Raw genomic sequence first — 16,815 nt, forward strand, 5'->3', positions numbered from 1 at the left:
ATGATGATTTATACAAAAGAAATATAAAAATAAAATTTAAAGAAAAGTTTTGGTATAATCACGCTTCAATTCTTCTGCACTATGCATTTGAGTTAGATTATTATACCCATCAGGAGGCTATTATGGCTTTAGATTCGGCTAAAAAACAAGAAATAGTTGCGAAATACGGTCGCAAAGAAAACGACACTGGTTCAAGTGAAGTTCAAATTGCACTTTTAACTGAAAGAATTAAAGAATTAACTGATCACTTAAAAGTTTTCAAAAAAGATCATGCATCTCGTTTAGGACTACTAAAATTAGTTGGTCAACGTCGTCGTTTGATGAAATACTTCAAAAGAAAAGACAAAGATGCTTATGCAAAACTAATCGAAGATTTAGGTATTCGCGACAATATCTAAGTTTTAAACTTTTTCTTATATTTAAGTCCCATTATTTGGGGCTTTTTTTACATGTAAACTTTTTTACAAAAAAATCTCAACTGCTCTTTTTAAATCATCCTCTGTATCAATTCCAAAACCTGTACTTGCCACTTTTACCATAGCTATGTTTTTTCCGTGATAAATTGCACGCAGCTGCTCTAATTTTTCAATGTCTTCAATGGGAGCATCAGGCAACGAACAAAAATCTTTCAAACTTTTTTTAGAAAATCCGTAAATGCCGATATGTCCAAAATAAACAGCTTCTCCGCTTTGATTGTGAGGTATTTTTGCGCGAGAAAAATAGATGGCATTACTTTTTTCATTAAGCACGACTTTTACGAGATTCGGGTCTGTTGCAGCCTCTGCATTGATAGAATTATAGCAGCTTCCCATAATAAAATCTTCTTTATCTGTTTGGAGTTGTTTGAGCTTTTTCATCAGTGATTCTACGACATCTGGCTCTATAAAAGGCTCATCTGCCTGAACATTTATGATAAGTTCATTATCGTCCAGGTTTAAAATCGTAGCACACTCATGGATTCTGTCTGTACCGCTTTTATGTGTCGTTGAAGTAAGCATTGCTTCTATGCCGTACTCTTTACATGTAGCTATGATGCGTTCATCATCGGCAGCTACGACAACTCTGTCTAAATGGGCAACTCTTTTTGCTGTTCGCACTACCATCGGCAGTCCGCCGATATCTGCTAAAACTTTTTGTGGGAAACGCGAGGAAGCTAAGCGTGCAGGAATAATTATCATTTAAAGCCTTTAAGATATAATTGCAATATTATAACCCAAGGGACTTTAATTCATGCTTCTTTATCAGCCAGATTCCGGTTACTGTTACAACAGTGACTCTCTGTTTTTATATGATTTTATCAACTCTTTTCATCCTAAAGGCAAAGTGTTGGATGTGGGCGCAGGGTGTGGAATTGTAGGTCTGCTCGTTGCAAGAGACAACAAAAAAGTAGAGTTGGAGGCAGTAGAAAAACAAGAGGCTTTTATACACTTTTGTAAAACAAATGCAAGGGTCAATAATATATCTTATAAACTTTATGAGTGTGATTTTTTGGAACTTACAGAAAAAAACAAATATGACTATATTATTTCCAATCCGCCGTTTTATCCTGCAGGTGTACAAAAAAGCCAAAATGAGATGTTATTTAATGCACGCTATAATGTTAATCTGCCTTTAGATAAATTTTTTCAAAAGGTATCGCGCCTGTTACGCCCGCAATCGCATTTTATATTTTGTTATGATGCCACACAGTTCGGGCTTGTCTGCGCAGAGCTTGATAAAGTAAAAATGAAAATTGTTGATGTGCAGTTTGTGCATCCTAAAATTGACAGGAGTGCATCACTAGTGATGATACATGCAAGAAACGGTTCAAAGTCTATGATCAAGGTCTGGCCGCCGTTTATCAGTTTTGAAGGGAATGAACCTTCAAAAAAAGTACAAAATATATATAAAAAAGCCAATACACAGAGTATAAAATGTCAAATATAATAAAAAAAGAAGAGTATCCGTATGCTTTTGATACGAGTGCCTGCTCTACATGTGAGGGGAGATGCTGTACGGGTGAGAGTGGTTATATATATGTAACAAAAAATGAGATTCTCGCTATTGCAGAAGTTTTAGAGATGGATGTTAATGAATTTGCGTTAAAATATCTCTTTAAAAAGGGTTACAAATACTCTATAAAAGAGAATAAAATTAATGACTCATACGAATGTGTTTTTTATGACAGAGAATCAAACGGATGTAAAATATATAATGCCCGTCCAAATCAGTGTAAGACATTTCCTTTTTGGGATTATTATAAAACAAGAGTTGATGAGTTAAACCTTGAGTGTCCAGGAATAATAGATGATTAGAATTTTACTGCTAGCAATGGTGTCACTGTTTTTTATTTCATGTTCAATGCACCCAAAACCGATAAAACCAGATGAAAAAGCCTTTGAGGGGGAAGATTTTTATATTATGTTGGCGCTTAATGCTGAACAAACAAAGCACTATAAAATCGCAGCAAAACGTTTTGAAGAATTATATGAAAAATCATCAAAAAAAGAGTATCTGTATCGTTCACTGCAGAATTACTTGTTGGCAAAAGAAAATGTCAAAGTTAGTAAAAAAGTTGATGCAATTGCAGGTGACTCTTTATCTGATCCAATTTTAGTACGACTGAAAACTATTGCTTTGATTGAAATGGGAAAACTTGATGAGGCAAAAAAACTAGCCATTTCTCTTGCAAAAAACACACAAAAAGCAGATGATTATCTTTTGGCAAGTGATGTATACATTAAAAATCAAGAGTATGATGTAGCTTTAAAATATTTAGACAGTGCATATATGAAAGAATATAATGAAAAAATACTTGATAAAATGGCAATTATTCTTTATGTGAATTTACACAGAAAAAAAGATGCAATAGCTTACCTCGAAACACATACCCGCATTCATGGGTGCTCACAACTTATTTGTAAGCGTTTGATCGGGATTTACAGTAATGAGAATAATATTGAAGGGTTGCTGTCTGTATATAAAAGACTTTACAATTTAAAAAAAGACAAAGCAGTAGCAAAAAAAATCATTCAAATATATGCCTATAAAAGAGATTATGTAAAACTCATAGATTTTTTAGAAGAGACAAAAGCTGATGATGGAGTGCTTTTAGAACTTTATGTTACGGGAAAAAATTATGCAAAAGCGAGTGCGCTTGCTCAAAAACTTTATGAAGATACGGGTGATATAAGATATTTGGGACAAAGTGCAATTTATGAATATGAAGCACATAGTAAAAAGATGTCCAAAAAAGTTTTGACATCCGTGATAGAAAAGTTGACAAAAGTTACCAATGAAACGGATGAACCGCTGTATTTAAACTACTTGGGCTATATTCTTATTGATCATAATGTCAATATTAAAAAAGGGATGAATTACATTAAAAAAGTTTTAAAAAACAGCCCTGATTCGGCATTTTATTTGGATTCTTTAGCATGGGGTTATTATAAGCTTCATCAGTGTGATAAAGCAAAGAAAATAATGGATAAAGTAGTCAATATGGAAGGTGGAGACAATTCTGAAATATTGTTACATGTAAAGAAGATAGACAAATGCTATAAAAAGTTAGTTCAACAAAAAAAAGGTAAAAAGAAAAAATGATTTTAGATGATATTATCAAAAAAACAAAAGAAGACTTAGTAGAAAGAGAGAAAGAATTTTCGCTAGATTGGTTAGGACGCTCATTGGCTTTTAATGCTAGACAACCTCGTGATGTTATACCGTTTTTAAAAGCAACGGAGGAAGATCCCTACAGAATTATTGCTGAGGTGAAAAAAGCATCGCCGTCTAAGGGTGTGATTCGTGAAGACTTTGATCCTCTTGCTATTGCACAAGCGTATGAACGCGGCGGGGCAAGTGCCATTTCTGTTTTAACTGAGCCACATTTTTTTCAAGGTTCGCTAGATTATCTCGCGGGTATTCGAAGATATGTTTCTGTGCCGCTTTTGAGAAAAGATTTTATAATTTCAAAATATCAGGTACTTGAAGCTTTGGTTTTTGGGGCTGATTTTATTTTACTTATTGCTGCAGCTTTAAGCAAAAAAGAGCTTAAAGAGTTACTGGGCTATGCAAGACATTTAGGGTTGGAAGTTTTAGTTGAGGTGCATGATAAAAAAGATTTGGTTAAAGCTATTTATGCAGGTGCTGACATCATCGGCATCAACCACAGAAATCTGCAGACGTTTGAGATGAATATGAATCTTTCTTATGAATTGATTCCTCTTATTCCAAACGGCAAAATTATTGTTGCAGAGAGCGGTATCTATGAGCATGGACAGTTGGAAGATCTGAGTAAAGCGGGTGTAGATGCATTTTTAGTTGGTGAATCATTAATGCGTCAAGAAGATGAAGAAACAGCTCTGAAAAAATTAAAATACGGAGAAAATTATGATAAAAAATAAAATAATCATGCTGCTTGTTGCAGCAGCAGTGTTAATGTTTAGCGGATGTACACAAGAAGCACAAAATAAAATAGGACGCTCTATTCAAAACTGGACTGGAACAAACGGCGTACTTGATATATATATGGGCGGCAAGCTTGTTAAAAGATTTATAAAAATTGATAAACTCACAACGGCTACCAGTACAGATGGCAGTGTACCGAGAAGTTACCGCTACGGCTATGGTTATATTGATACAAATGAAAACTATGTAGTTGACAACGGTGAAAAAAAAGTTTATTTTGAAATCAGTAACTTTTCAACGCCTTATATATTTTATGAAAATCCGAAGAACTAAACCGTGGATGTTATTCAACTTTTTAAATATCTGATAAATTCAAAAAGTGAAACGCCTGATGATGGCGGTATTTTGAACTTTGTAGAAGATTACCTTGAAGGCTTTAAAGCAGTTAGAATTGATGTAGAAGATGTGAAAAATCTTTTTATTTATAAAAAATTTGGTGATGGAGAACATTTATGCTTTGCAGGGCATGTTGATGTTGTTCCCGCAGGAGATGGCTGGGATACCAATCCGTATGAGGCTGTAGAAAAAGATGGCTTTATCTATGGACGTGGCACACAGGACATGAAAAGCGGTGTTGCTGCATTTACACAGGCTGTAAAAGAAGCAAAAAACTTTCAAGGCACACTCTCTTTGATCTTAACATCAGATGAAGAGGGTGAGGCAACAGCAGGCACCGTAAAAGCATTAGAGTATTTACAGCAACATAATATGCTTCCCGATGCCTGTGTTGTTGCCGAGCCTACATGTGAAGATAAATTTGGAGATGCCATAAAAGTTGGACGTCGAGGCTCTATTAACGGGTATCTTACAGTTAAAGGCAAGCAGGGACATGCTGCATACCCTGAGAAGGCAATAAACCCAATACACCAAATAGCACAAGTATTGGGTGATATGGCGGGCGTTGATTTAGATGAGGGTGACGAGTTTTTTGCTCCTTCAAAGTTTGTCATTACAGATATACGTTCAGGGATGCAGGTGACAAATGTAACCCCAAATGAACTTCAAATGATGTTTAATGTCAGAAACAATACAAAAACAACGCAAAAAGAGGTTCGTGAATTTGTTGCAAAACATTTACAGGGGCTTGATTATGAACTTCGTCTGACACAAGGTTCATACCCTTTTAAAACAGATACAGATACAAAACTGGTCAAAAAGATAGATGAAGCCATAAAACAGGTTACATGTAAAGAGCCAAAACACTCTACTGCCGGCGGAACTAGCGATGCAAGATTCATAGCGCCTCTTGGTGTAGATGTTATAGAATTTGGTGTACGTAATGATACGATTCACTCAACAAATGAGAGGACAACAAAAAAAGAGGTAGAAGATTTATATAGAGTTTTTAGCCGCCTCATAGAAAACTGGAATAAATAATGAAATTTATTTTGATGCTGTTTTTACTCAGTGAAATGATTTTTGGAGCAGAACTTAAATGGCCGTGCGATTATTCAAAAGCACTGCTAACTGCCAAAAAAGAGCACAAACTTGTCTATGTTTTAATAGTTTCAGATACATGTAGATGGTGTGAAAAGTTTGAAAACACAACTTTGCAAAACAAAAAGATTAAAGAGAGAGTTAATCAAGAATTTGTTACAGTTTTACTCTCTAGAGACCGCCATTTTATACCAAAAGGTTTTAAAGTGTCACCGGTTCCAAGACATTATTTTGTAGATGCAGAGGGGAATATACTTTACTCATCTTTGGGTTACAGAGATGAAGAACTATTCGATTCATTTATGGATAATGCACAGGAAAATTATATAAAACTAAAGGATCAAAACGATGAAACCAGTACAAACAAATAAAGCACCTTCGGCAATTGGACCATATTCACAGGCAATAGTGGCAAATGGAGTAGTATACACATCAGGGCAAATTGCATTAACACCAGAGGGTAGTGATGAGTTGTTAAAAGAAAATGTAGGTGTTCAGGCTGTTGCAGTGTTGCAAAACCTTAAAGCTGTTTTAGAAGAAGCCGGAAGCTCTTTAAATGATGTTATTAAAACAACAATTTTTTTAGCAGATATGGACTCGTTTGCAGCAGTGAATGCGGTATATGAAAAAGCATTCGGTGAACATAAACCGGCACGTTCAACTGTAGCAGTAAAAACACTTCCTAAAAATGCACTTGTCGAAATAGATGCAGTTGCATTAGTGACAAATTATTCGTTTTAATATTCATTTTATAAGTATTTAAGCACTTTTTACTTCTTCTTAAAGAAGAAGTAAATATAATTTTCTTATTATTATTATAAGGAAATAAAATGAAAAAGCTCATTACCCTCTCAGCGGTTGCATTTTTGTCAACTGCAACATTCGCAAACTCTACCGTTAATGCCAGTATTCAGGCACAACTAGACGCGCTTACGCAAAAAGTGATTATGCTTGAAGCAAATCAAAAAAAAGATAAAAACTTAAAATCTACAACAATTTCAACAGTTGATGAAAGTAACACAAAAGCTAAAATGCAAGCTACAATTGATGCGTTAACTAAAAAAGTTGATAAGCTTGAAAAAAAACAAAAACATAACACGAAAAAAATCAGTGCTGTTAATAAATTAGCAAATAATGATAACTTGAAATTTGGTGTTGATTTTAGAACTGCTTATGATAATGTAAGTTATAAAAAGGCGGATGGCACAAAAGATACAAATGATGTATTTAGCAATAGACTTTGGATGAAAATGGCGTATGCTCCAACAGATCATATCTCTTTCTTTGGAACACTCTCATACTATAAAATATATGGTCAAGTAGCACAACCACATCCAGGAATGGATCAAATGGACTGGGTTGTTAGTGGTACAGCTGGTTCTACGAATACTTTAAGAGTAAAAGAGGCATTTTTCTTATATAAAAATGATACTTTCTTAGGTATGGATATTCCATGGACAGCAAGTTTTGGTCGTCGTCCATCAACTGATGGTTTATTGGTAAATTACAGAGATGATCAAAAAGCAAAATCTGCTATTGGACATAATATCAATATGGAGTTTGATGGAGCAAGTTTTAACTATCAACTTGAAAATGTAACTGATGTACCGGGAATGTCACTTAAGTTCTGTTTCGGTCGAGGTATGAGCGATGTTAACAGTAGATATAGTGGCATAGATTATAATAGCACAAATGGAACCTATAGTATGAATGGTTCAAATAATTATGGTGATACTCCAGGTTTTTCCAATACAGATTTAGTTGGTGTTCTCTTTAATCCTTATGATGATGGTCAATATTCACTTCATACGGTATGGTTTGATGCATTTAATCTTCCTGGTATGTATGCTACTGGTACTCCTAATACATATGAATTTAAACAACATGGTGATGTTCAGGGTGGAGCAGCTAGTTTTATAGCTGATGGTATAGGTGACGGCATTACTGATATGCTTGATGATACAGTTTTCTTTGCATCTTTTGCATATAGCCAAACAAATCCGGATAATGGACACACAATGCTTGGTTCAGACAAAAAAGAGACAGGAACGTCTTTTTATACCGGTTTTAATTGGCCTTGTCAATTGATTGATGATGCAAGGGTTGGTATAGAGTATAATCATGGTAGTAAATACTGGAGAAGTTTTACATATGGTGAAGATACTTTAGTTGGCAGTAAACTTGCAACACGTGGAGATGCCTATGAAGTATGGTTTAATAAAGATCTTATAGGTAAAATTTTAACTGCACAGATACGTTATACATATTTGGACTATAAATACACAGGAAGTCATGCTTTCTTTGGAGATGGTGGAACACCAATGACAATGGATGAAGCTGTTGCACAAAACCAAAATCCAGTAGAGTCCGCACAAGATGTACGAGTATATCTAAGATATAGATACTAACCTTTCTTCTTAAAGTGTGACGTCTGTCACGCTTTAGTTATTCCATTTCTATCCATTACCTCTACTTATTATTAATATTAGACGAATAAAAGTTTATTATAAGCATAATTGAATTAGAATATAAGTATCTAAAATAATATTATAAGTTTGTCTTAAATTTATAGACCATTTAGAAAATTTAAAAAGAGGAAATGCTTATGAGTGTAGAAGTTTCTAGAAGAAAATTTCTTCAAGGAAGTGTGGCATTAAGTGTTGCTGGTGCATCGGCGATTAGTGCTACAAATCTTTTTTCTAGCGAGCATGCTAGTAAACATCAATCAGCTAACGGTCGTATACCAAGTACTATAACAACAAAGACAAGTACAAAAGAAGCAGAGAATGTTCCATTCTTATGTGGTATATGTGTCAATAAATGTGCAGGTTTTGCCAGAGTGGAAGATGGAATTATTACAAAACTAAATCCGAATCCATACTTTCCAAAATCGAGAAATATGTTATGTCCAAGAGGAAATGCCGGTATTCAAACTTTATACGATCCGGATCGTCTCAAATATCCAATGATAAGAATTGGTGAACGTGGCGATGGTAAATATAAACGTGTAACATGGGATGAAGCATATGAAGCAATCTTAAATGGTACCAATAAATTTAAAGGTATTAAACAGATTCTTGATGAAGAGAAAGATAACCGTGCTACTATTGGTTACTGTAACGGTGAGGGGCTTTCTAAAGAGGGCTTTGAAGTATTAGTTGGTGAGAAAATTGGTTCTCCAAACTATGTAGATGAGATAAGTATCTGTCTTGAAACAACACTTGGTGGATATGTTAATACTCTTGGTACGTATGGCGAAGCAGATTTGAATAATGCAGATTATTTGATTATAGCTGGTGCAAATCGTGCAGAGGCTATTATTACTCCAGATACTATGGATATGTTTAAACGCAGCAAGGGAAGAGGACTTAAAACTATTGTTCTAGATCCGCGTTTTACAAATACATCTGCAAAAGCTGACAGATGGTATGCGGTAAATCCTGGTACTGACCTTGCATTTGTGCTCTCTTTGACATATGTGGTTCTTAAAGAAGAACTATATGATAAAGATTTTGTTGCAGAACATGGTATTGGATTTGATGAATATAAAAACACAATTCTTTCAAGTAAATATACTCCAGAGTGGGCAGCAGAGATAACAAATATTCCTGCTAAAGAGATTTATAAAACTGCTCGTGAATTTATGCAAGCTCGTAGTCCTATTTATTATCAAGGCAGAAGAAGTGTATTTAGTAAAAATGACTTCCAGCTTCGTCGTGCTATGGCAACATTTCAAGCACTTAGTGGTAATCTTGATAAAAAAGGCGGGCTTGTTTACGGTGAAAAATTAGCACTTCCAAAAGAAGATATAAATGCTCCGATTTATGGACAAGCACAACCTAGATTTGATAAAGAAGGTATTGCTATTCCATCTCAAAAAACTGGTTCTTGGATTGTTTTTAGAAATATGGTTCTGGAAGGAAAAGCTCCTTATAAAGTAAGAAGTATGTTTATGAGAAAACATAATCCATTAGCAGGGGTGCCAAATACGAAAAAAACGGTGCAGTTCCTAAAAATGATGGATTTGAATGTTATGATAGATATCTTGCCTAGTGATACTACGATGTATGCAGATGTTGTTTTACCTGAAGCATCATACTTAGAGAGAACATCTCCAGTTAGCTCTTATGGTGCTACTGAACCTGCAATTGTACAAAGAAAGGCATCTATTGCACCACTTTATGAAACAAAAACTCCTGAGGTTATTTATAAAGAATTAGCAGAAAAACTTTCAAAACCTCTTTGGGAAATTACCAAAAAGTATGATGAAGATGTTCAAGACGACACTGAAGGTATGAGTCCAAAGGAAATTCTTGCTTACTATAAAGAGAATGGATTTGATTTAACTGATCCATGGGAAAAACCTGTAGAAGAGCAAAACAAAGAAAAAGTAGTTTCTATGTATGGTGAAAAAGCTTGGAAAATTTTAGAAGAGAGAGGTGTTTATTATCCACATATAGAAGAGTATCATAAACAACTCAATCCTAATGAATCAGAGTATTATCCTGACAATAAGAAAAAATATACAACGCAAAATGATAAATTAAAAGTTCATTTTACACTTCCAAATTTAGCGAAAAAAGGTGTAGATGCAGTTCCTACATGGCATGATGATTATAAATTTTCAGTGCCTGAAGGTCAATTTAGACTTGTAACGGGTCGTCATGCACAGTTTACACAAAGTGGTACTACAAATAATGCAATGTTAAGAGATTTAATCCCTACAAACTATATTTGGATTAATCAAAGAGTTGCAGATAAGCGTGGTATTAAGTTTGGTGACAAAGTTGAAGTGAAAAGTAATATCGGAAAAGTAGAAATTTTAGCGTATCCAACGGAAAAAATAGCGCCTAATCAAATCTTTATGCTTCACGGTTTCGGTGGAAGCAGTGAAAAAATGGAAATGGCTTATGGTATGGGTGCAAATGATGCTCTACTTATTGAAGATAAGATAGAGCCTGTGTATGGTGCAGCTGTTATGCATGAAACTAATGTAGAAATAAGAAAGGTGTAACTTATGGCTAGATATGGAATGGCACTTGATTACAAAAATTGTATCAACTGTAAAGCATGTGAAGTAGCATGTAAAGAAGAAAATGGCGTAGAATTAGGTGCAGAAAAGCATAGAATTTGGGTAGGTGGAAATAATCCAGAGGGGCAATGGCCACTTTTAGATATAGCTTCGGCTGCTTTTTTACCAAGTCAATGTCAGCATTGTGATGATGCTCCTTGTGAGGAGGTATGTCCGACACATGCAACATACTATGATGAAAATGGTGTTGTACGAGTAAATGCTGACAAATGTATTTTATGTTCATATTGTATGAATGCTTGTCCTTATGATGCAAGATATGTGGATGATCGAACTATGACTGTAGATAAGTGTACTTTCTGTTCAGATACAAGGCTTGCTCGTGGTGAGACTACAACAGCTTGTCAAAACACTTGTCCTACAAAAGTAAGAACATTTGGTGATCTTGATGACCCAGAGAGTGAAATTAGTGAATTACTAAGAACAAGAGAACACTTCAGTCTAAAATCTCATCTTGGTACAAATCCAAAACTGTTCTATCTAACATAAGGAGGAAATGATGAATTTTATTAAAAAAATAATACCAATGAAAGATTTCACATTGAAATCTTTAATGACATTTGAAAAGACTCCGTTAAATCTTTTAATGTTTTTTATAACAGTAGGTTTATTAGGTGCTTTTGGATGGGGTGTTGTTGAATACTTAATGCATTCACATCATGCATATAATGTAACAAGAGAACATCCATGGGGTCTTTTAATTGCAATGTATATTTTCTTTGTTGTAAGTTCAACTGGTTTATGTATTGTTGGATCACTTGGAGACGTATTTGGCTTTAAAGATTATATGGCAATGAGTAAGAGAGCTATTTTTGGCTCTATTGTTACTATTTTGGCTGGTTTTGCTGTTATTGCATTTGAGATTGGCCACCCGGTAACTATGCTTATCTATAACGTATTAAGTCCAGGACTGACTTCTGCTATTTGGTGGATGGGAACACTTTATGGTCTTTATTTAACATTTATGATTATTGAGTTTATTTTCTTAATGCGTAATGATATGAAAAATGCTAGAATATTTGGGCTTACAGGTCTTTTAGTAGGTCTTGCAGCACACTCAAATCTTGGTGGTGTTTTTGGATTTTTAAATGCAAGAATTATCTCTAATGGTGTATTTTATCCAACATATTTTATTTTAACTGCATTTATTACAGGTATATACTTAATATATTTAATGTATGGATTTAGATATAAAATGCAAATTCCAGATGATATTAAAAAGGGCCTTTTAGGACTTGCTAAAATTCAAGCATTGCTTCTTGCAATATTGATGTTCTTTGAAACTTGGAAATTTTTGACTGCTATTTATGGTGGTATGCCAGGTCGTGCCGATACTGCAGAACATATTTTACATAGTGGCGCTTTTTTATATGGAGAAGTTCTTTGTGGTATGGTTATTCCATTCGTAATTATGTTAGCCACGAAATGGCAATCCATTAAACTTTATGTATTTACTTCCTTTATTGGTATGATTGGTATCTTCTTTATGAGATATGATTTAGTTCATGATACACAACTTAAACCACTTCAAATGATGAAAACTGTAGAGTATCAGCTTCCACCTGAGTGGGTTGAATACTTTCCAAGTGCTGCTGAAATAGCTATTGGTTTTGGTGGTATTGGTATTTTCTTTATGCTTTACTATTTTGGTCAAAAAATGTTTGATCTTGAAGGCGGAGCTCATTAGCTATTTTTAGGTGTGACTTTAGTCGCACCTAACATTAACTTAGTTACAATCTCACTATGAAAATCATAGAAACTTCCAGAAGAAAATTTTTGCAGGGTAGCATTTCACTCTGTGTTTATGCTACTTCATCTCTTGCAAATTCATGCATTACTATAAAAACAACTGCTAAACGCGATGCAGAAGATATACCTTATCTTTGTAATATGTGTAGAAATAAGTGTGCTGGCTTTGCTAGAGTTGAAAATAGTACGATTACAAAACTCAATCCAAACCAATACTTTCCAAAATCAAGAAATATGCTTTGTCCAAAAGGAAATGCAGGGATTCAAGCTGTATATGATAAAGACAGACTTAAATACCCTCTTATTAGAATAGGGGAGAGAGGATCTGGCAGGTTTAAACGTGTTACTTGGGATGAAGCAAACGAATATATAAAAGATAAGTTAGTTAAGATAATTGACGAGCAAAAGGATAATCGCTCTAGCTTAGCTTATTGTAACGGAGAAGGTTTTAATAAAGATGAGTATATCAAATTTTTCGGTGGAAAAATAGGCAGTGCAAACTTTTTAGATGAGGGTTCTATCTGTTTAAATACCAAACTAGGTGCGACACAGCTTACAATTGGTGATGTTGGTGAGATGGATGTGGCTGGAAGTGATTACCTTATAATAAGTGGGGCAAATAGATATGAATCTCTAATCACTCCTGATAGTGTAGATATGCTTCACACAAAGCAAAAACTTGTTGTTTTAGATCCACGATGCACAATGACTGCTATAAAAGCAGATGAATTTTTACCTATAAATCCTGGAACTGATTTGGCATTTTGTTTAAGTATGGTTTATATTGCCATAAAAGAGAAACTCTATAATGCGAAATATGTAAAAGAACAGTTTGATGATTTTGATAAATTACAACAACATATACTGTCTCATAAATACACAGCAAAATGGGCAGAGAGTAAAACGCATATACCTGCAGAGAAAATAGAGCAGGTGACAAGAGAATTTTTTAGTGCCAAAAATCCACTCTATTATTTGGGTAGAAGAAGTGTCTGGTCTCAAAATGATTTTCAATTTCGTAGAGCCATGGTACTTATAAATGCACTTGCCGGAAGTGTAAACCGTAAAGGTGGCATTATTTTTGGAAAACCTATAAAGTTAAATCAGGAAGAGATCGTGGAACCTTTATATAATGCAGCAGAGGGAAGATTTGATTTAGATGGTATTATTTATGGCTCTAGTAAAGGGGGTAGTTGGTTAAACTTTAGAGATAAAGTCATCTCAAAAACTGCTCCTTATCCAGTAAATGCGATGTTTATACGAAAACATAACTTGATGCAAAATATGCCAAATATTGCAAAGACTAGAAAAATGCTGGAGATGATGGATTTAGTAGTAGTGCTTGATACTATGCCTAGTGATACAGCTATGATGGCGGATGTAATACTTCCGGAGTGTACTTATTTAGAGCGTGAAGATATGGTTGTGAGTTTTAACAGACTTGAACCATCATTGGCTTTGAGAAATGAAGTGATAAAACCGCTTTATGAGAGTAAAACTATGCAAGATATTTTAAAAGGCTTAGGCAAAAAACTCTCAGTTCCTCTTTTTGAAGTGAGTGCAAAATATGATGAAGATTTACAGGATAGTATAGCAGAGTTAGGAAAAGTAAAAGCTTTTGAAGAAGGTGGGTATGATTTAGCCGAGTTATATAAACACAGTGTAGCTAGACGAAATAAAAATCTTATTATAAAACAGTTTGGAGAAGCAGTCTATAACTCTTTAAAAACAAAAGGAGTTTGGCATCCGTTTATAGAGAAACAAAAAGATTTGGGAAATAATCTCTATGAATATTATCCAGAAGAGAAACGATACTACAGTGTAGATAAAAAATATAGAGTAAAGTGTTACATAGAAAAATTGGCAAAAAATGGAAGTGATGCACTCCCAACTTGGCATGATAGTTATGATTTTAAAGTAGCTAAAGAGAGTTTTAGAATGATAACAGGTCGTTATGTGACTTCTACGCAAACAGCCTCAACAAATAATGTAATGTTGCGAGATATAGAAGCAACGAATCATATCTGGATAAATGATAGTGTTGCAAAAAAACTAGATATAAAAGAGGGTGATAGTGTAGCGGTATCTAGTCCTATATCAAGAGTTGTCATTAAAGCATACCCTACCAATAAAATAGCACCGGATGTTGTTTGGTTTGCTCATGGTTTTGGTATGGATAGTGAAGAGTTGACGAGTGCTTTTGGGAATGGAGCTTGCGATAACCAGATAATAGAAGACAGTTTTGAGAAAGTCTATGGGTGCGCAACAATGCATCATACAGATGTACAGATAAGGAAGCTCTAATGGCAAATTATGGGATGGCATTTGATTATAAATTATGTATAAATTGCCACGCATGTGAAGTGGCTTGTAAAGAAGAGAATGGTATAGATTTAGGCGCAAAGAATCATAGACTTTGGATTCAGGAAGATGGTGCAACACAAGGAGATTTTTGGAATCTTGAAACTTCAGAAGTAAAGTTTATGCAGATGCAGTGTCAAGAATGTCAAGATGCTCCCTGTATGGAAGCTTGTCCAAATGATGCTATATATAGAGATAAAAATGGTATTGTACGACTTTATAAAGAGAAATGTGATTTGACTATGACCTGTATGGAAGCCTGTCCCTATGATGCCAGATATGTTGATGAAAAAAATCATATAACGGATAAATGTGTATTTTGTGCAGATACGAGACTGGCTCGGGGTGAAACTACAACAGCATGTCAGATTACCTGTCCGGCAAAACTAAGATATTTTGGCGATTTGGATGATGAAAAGAGTGAGATTAGCAGAATATTAAAAGAGAGAAAGCATTTTACTTTAAAATCAGAGCTTGGCACAAAGCCAAAACTCTTTTATCTTGAATGAATAGACTAAAAAATGGTAGGCTGAATCTCTTCATTATTAACGCCACCATCTTCATTGACTTTTAGTAGGTAGTTCCATAATTTTGTAGAAATATTTTGATAGCGCTTAGATGTTTCGCAATTTGGTGCGATAATTGTGATAGGTTGTCCACTATCTCCACCTTCACGAATAGCAGGTTCTATAGGGATTTCTCCTAAAACGGTTGTTTCATACGCATCAGCTAAAGGTTGTGTTGTTCCTTTTCCAAAGATGTCAAACTCTTCACTTGTACTAGGGCAAATAAAACCACTCATATTTTCAACTAAACCAGCTATTGGGATATGAAGATTTTTAAACATATCCATACTGCGTATAGTGTCATCTAGGGCTACTTTTTGCGGTGTAGTTACGCATACGCCTGCAGTTACCGGCAGGTTTTGTGCAAGAGCCAGTTGTGCATCACCAGTTCCAGGAGGCATATCAAAAAGTAAGACATCCAACTCTCCCCACTCTATATCTTCAAGCATCTGTTCTATTGCTTGTGTGACCATAGCACCTTTCCATATAAGAGAGGCACCTCTCTCAACAAGTGAACCTATGGACATAACTTTTATGTTATGTGCAGGAATTGGTTTTATAGTTTTGCCTAAAAATACGGGTTGAATATCTGCTATACCCATCATACGAGGAATATTTGGACCATAAATATCCGCATCTAAAAGTCCGACACGTTTGCCTTGTTGCGCTAATGCAATAGCAAGGTTAACAGTTGTAGTAGATTTACCTACACCACCTTTACCGCTGCTAACCATTACAAAATTTTGAATGTTTGGCAGTACGTTTTTACCATTAGAGCTTGTCTCTTTTGGCATTTTTGGTTTTAAAATTTTTACAATAACAGGCATATCTGTTTTAGTTTTAATTCTTGTTGTGATTTCATCTCTAAGTTGTGTTTCTATTTCTATGGAAGTAGATGGAATAGAGAGGGTTATTGAGATCTCTTTTTCTATGATTTTGATTTCTCGAACAAAATCAAAATGGACTATACTTTTAGTGAAACCTGGATATATTACTTGTTTTAATAAATCTTCAATAATTTCTTGCTTTATCATTTTAAACAACCTTGTCTTTTTGTGAATGATATTATAACAAATAGTTACACATTTGTATTAAAAGTATAAATTACTTTTATAATAAATATTACTTTTATATTATATGAGATAAAATTATTGTATATTTTTA

The 16,815-nt window shown here is 34.5% G+C and carries 17 protein-coding genes; 15 read left to right on the forward strand and 2 right to left on the reverse strand.

Features of this window, described 5'->3' with window-relative positions:
• The first annotated feature begins 122 nt into the window (after nucleotides 1-122).
• On the forward strand, nucleotides 123-398 hold the full coding sequence (gene rpsO, locus SAUT_RS03795) for a 30S ribosomal protein S15 (RefSeq protein WP_013326550.1): 276 nt from the start codon (nucleotides 123-125) through the stop codon (nucleotides 396-398).
• 63 nt (nucleotides 399-461) lie between these two features.
• Here rpsO and kdsB read toward each other — a convergent pair whose 3' ends face one another.
• Nucleotides 462-1,178, reverse strand: a complete 717-nt coding sequence (gene kdsB, locus SAUT_RS03800) for a 3-deoxy-manno-octulosonate cytidylyltransferase (RefSeq protein ID WP_013326551.1) — start codon at nucleotides 1,176-1,178, stop codon at nucleotides 462-464.
• Nucleotides 1,179-1,230: 52 nt separating this feature from the next.
• On the opposite strand from kdsB, the gene SAUT_RS03805 reads away from it, so the two are divergent.
• The 14 genes from SAUT_RS03805 to SAUT_RS03870 all read left to right on the forward strand — a co-directional run bounded on the left by SAUT_RS03805 (nucleotide 1,231) and on the right by SAUT_RS03870 (nucleotide 15,594).
• Nucleotides 1,231-1,926 carry a tRNA1(Val) (adenine(37)-N6)-methyltransferase gene (locus tag SAUT_RS03805; protein ID WP_013326552.1) on the forward strand — a complete coding sequence of 232 codons (696 nt, stop codon included), beginning with the start codon at nucleotides 1,231-1,233 and terminating at the stop codon, nucleotides 1,924-1,926.
• Complete coding sequence (locus tag SAUT_RS03810; protein WP_013326553.1) at nucleotides 1,914-2,294, forward strand: YkgJ family cysteine cluster protein; 381 nt, start codon at nucleotides 1,914-1,916, stop codon at nucleotides 2,292-2,294. The genes SAUT_RS03805 and SAUT_RS03810 overlap by 13 nt, the downstream gene beginning before the upstream one ends.
• A complete protein-coding gene (locus tag SAUT_RS03815; RefSeq protein WP_013326554.1) occupies nucleotides 2,287-3,582 on the forward strand; it encodes a tetratricopeptide repeat protein in 1,296 nt (431 codons plus the stop codon). The genes SAUT_RS03810 and SAUT_RS03815 overlap by 8 nt, the downstream gene beginning before the upstream one ends.
• Nucleotides 3,579-4,382, forward strand: coding sequence for an indole-3-glycerol phosphate synthase TrpC (trpC, locus tag SAUT_RS03820; RefSeq protein WP_013326555.1), 804 nt, complete (start codon nucleotides 3,579-3,581; stop codon nucleotides 4,380-4,382). The genes SAUT_RS03815 and trpC overlap by 4 nt, the downstream gene beginning before the upstream one ends.
• Nucleotides 4,369-4,719, forward strand: coding sequence for a hypothetical protein (locus tag SAUT_RS03825; protein ID WP_013326556.1), 351 nt, complete (start codon nucleotides 4,369-4,371; stop codon nucleotides 4,717-4,719). Before trpC ends, SAUT_RS03825 begins: the two co-directional genes overlap by 14 nt.
• A gap of 3 nt (nucleotides 4,720-4,722) precedes the next feature.
• Complete coding sequence (gene dapE, locus SAUT_RS03830) at nucleotides 4,723-5,823, forward strand: succinyl-diaminopimelate desuccinylase (protein ID WP_013326557.1); 1,101 nt, start codon at nucleotides 4,723-4,725, stop codon at nucleotides 5,821-5,823.
• Nucleotides 5,823-6,254 (forward strand): DUF255 domain-containing protein, encoded by a 432-nt coding sequence (locus SAUT_RS03835; RefSeq protein ID WP_013326558.1) that lies wholly within the window; start codon nucleotides 5,823-5,825, stop codon nucleotides 6,252-6,254. The genes dapE and SAUT_RS03835 overlap by 1 nt, the downstream gene beginning before the upstream one ends.
• On the forward strand, nucleotides 6,232-6,624 hold the full coding sequence (locus tag SAUT_RS03840) for a RidA family protein (RefSeq protein ID WP_013326559.1): 393 nt from the start codon (nucleotides 6,232-6,234) through the stop codon (nucleotides 6,622-6,624). The genes SAUT_RS03835 and SAUT_RS03840 overlap by 23 nt, the downstream gene beginning before the upstream one ends.
• An 89-nt stretch (nucleotides 6,625-6,713) precedes the next feature.
• A complete protein-coding gene (locus tag SAUT_RS03845; RefSeq protein WP_013326560.1) occupies nucleotides 6,714-8,291 on the forward strand; it encodes a DUF3373 family protein in 1,578 nt (525 codons plus the stop codon).
• A gap of 197 nt (nucleotides 8,292-8,488) precedes the next feature.
• On the forward strand, nucleotides 8,489-10,897 hold the full coding sequence (locus SAUT_RS03850) for a molybdopterin-containing oxidoreductase family protein (protein WP_013326561.1): 2,409 nt from the start codon (nucleotides 8,489-8,491) through the stop codon (nucleotides 10,895-10,897).
• Nucleotides 10,898-10,900: 3 nt separating this feature from the next.
• Nucleotides 10,901-11,464, forward strand: a complete 564-nt coding sequence (locus SAUT_RS03855; RefSeq protein ID WP_013326562.1) for a 4Fe-4S dicluster domain-containing protein — start codon at nucleotides 10,901-10,903, stop codon at nucleotides 11,462-11,464.
• Nucleotides 11,465-11,474: 10 nt separating this feature from the next.
• Nucleotides 11,475-12,662 (forward strand): NrfD/PsrC family molybdoenzyme membrane anchor subunit, encoded by a 1,188-nt coding sequence (nrfD, locus tag SAUT_RS03860; RefSeq protein WP_013326563.1) that lies wholly within the window; start codon nucleotides 11,475-11,477, stop codon nucleotides 12,660-12,662.
• Between the two features lie 56 nt (nucleotides 12,663-12,718).
• On the forward strand, nucleotides 12,719-15,028 hold the full coding sequence (locus tag SAUT_RS03865; protein ID WP_013326564.1) for a molybdopterin-containing oxidoreductase family protein: 2,310 nt from the start codon (nucleotides 12,719-12,721) through the stop codon (nucleotides 15,026-15,028).
• On the forward strand, nucleotides 15,028-15,594 hold the full coding sequence (locus tag SAUT_RS03870; protein WP_013326565.1) for a 4Fe-4S dicluster domain-containing protein: 567 nt from the start codon (nucleotides 15,028-15,030) through the stop codon (nucleotides 15,592-15,594). The genes SAUT_RS03865 and SAUT_RS03870 overlap by 1 nt, the downstream gene beginning before the upstream one ends.
• A 5-nt stretch (nucleotides 15,595-15,599) precedes the next feature.
• On the opposite strand, the gene SAUT_RS03875 is transcribed toward SAUT_RS03870, so the two are convergent.
• Complete coding sequence (locus SAUT_RS03875) at nucleotides 15,600-16,685, reverse strand: Mrp/NBP35 family ATP-binding protein (RefSeq protein ID WP_013326566.1); 1,086 nt, start codon at nucleotides 16,683-16,685, stop codon at nucleotides 15,600-15,602.
• Nucleotides 16,686-16,815 lie beyond the last annotated feature (130 nt).

The sequence above is a fragment of the Sulfurimonas autotrophica DSM 16294 genome (assembly GCF_000147355.1).
Taxonomy (GTDB): Bacteria; Campylobacterota; Campylobacteria; order Campylobacterales; family Sulfurimonadaceae; genus Sulfurimonas; species Sulfurimonas autotrophica.

Excerpts from the sequence above, each read along its gene's own strand:
- SAUT_RS03870 (WP_013326565.1), top strand. The coding sequence starts at position 15,028 with ATGGCAAATTATGGGATGGCATTTGATTATAAATTATGTATAAATTGC.
- SAUT_RS03845 (WP_013326560.1), top strand. The coding sequence starts at position 6,714 with ATGAAAAAGCTCATTACCCTCTCAGCGGTTGCATTTTTGTCAACTGCA.
- rpsO (WP_013326550.1), top strand. The coding sequence starts at position 123 with ATGGCTTTAGATTCGGCTAAAAAACAAGAAATAGTTGCGAAATACGGT.
- SAUT_RS03865 (WP_013326564.1), top strand. The coding sequence starts at position 12,719 with ATGAAAATCATAGAAACTTCCAGAAGAAAATTTTTGCAGGGTAGCATT.
- SAUT_RS03850 (WP_013326561.1), top strand. The coding sequence starts at position 8,489 with ATGAGTGTAGAAGTTTCTAGAAGAAAATTTCTTCAAGGAAGTGTGGCA.
- nrfD (WP_013326563.1), top strand. The coding sequence starts at position 11,475 with ATGAATTTTATTAAAAAAATAATACCAATGAAAGATTTCACATTGAAA.
- SAUT_RS03840 (WP_013326559.1), top strand. The coding sequence starts at position 6,232 with ATGAAACCAGTACAAACAAATAAAGCACCTTCGGCAATTGGACCATAT.
- SAUT_RS03815 (WP_013326554.1), top strand. The coding sequence starts at position 2,287 with ATGATTAGAATTTTACTGCTAGCAATGGTGTCACTGTTTTTTATTTCA.
- SAUT_RS03835 (WP_013326558.1), top strand. The coding sequence starts at position 5,823 with ATGAAATTTATTTTGATGCTGTTTTTACTCAGTGAAATGATTTTTGGA.
- kdsB (WP_013326551.1), bottom strand. The coding sequence starts at position 1,178 with ATGATAATTATTCCTGCACGCTTAGCTTCCTCGCGTTTCCCACAAAAA.
- trpC (WP_013326555.1), top strand. The coding sequence starts at position 3,579 with ATGATTTTAGATGATATTATCAAAAAAACAAAAGAAGACTTAGTAGAA.
- SAUT_RS03875 (WP_013326566.1), bottom strand. The coding sequence starts at position 16,685 with ATGATAAAGCAAGAAATTATTGAAGATTTATTAAAACAAGTAATATAT.
- SAUT_RS03805 (WP_013326552.1), top strand. The coding sequence starts at position 1,231 with ATGCTTCTTTATCAGCCAGATTCCGGTTACTGTTACAACAGTGACTCT.
- SAUT_RS03825 (WP_013326556.1), top strand. The coding sequence starts at position 4,369 with ATGATAAAAAATAAAATAATCATGCTGCTTGTTGCAGCAGCAGTGTTA.
- SAUT_RS03810 (WP_013326553.1), top strand. The coding sequence starts at position 1,914 with ATGTCAAATATAATAAAAAAAGAAGAGTATCCGTATGCTTTTGATACG.
- SAUT_RS03855 (WP_013326562.1), top strand. The coding sequence starts at position 10,901 with ATGGCTAGATATGGAATGGCACTTGATTACAAAAATTGTATCAACTGT.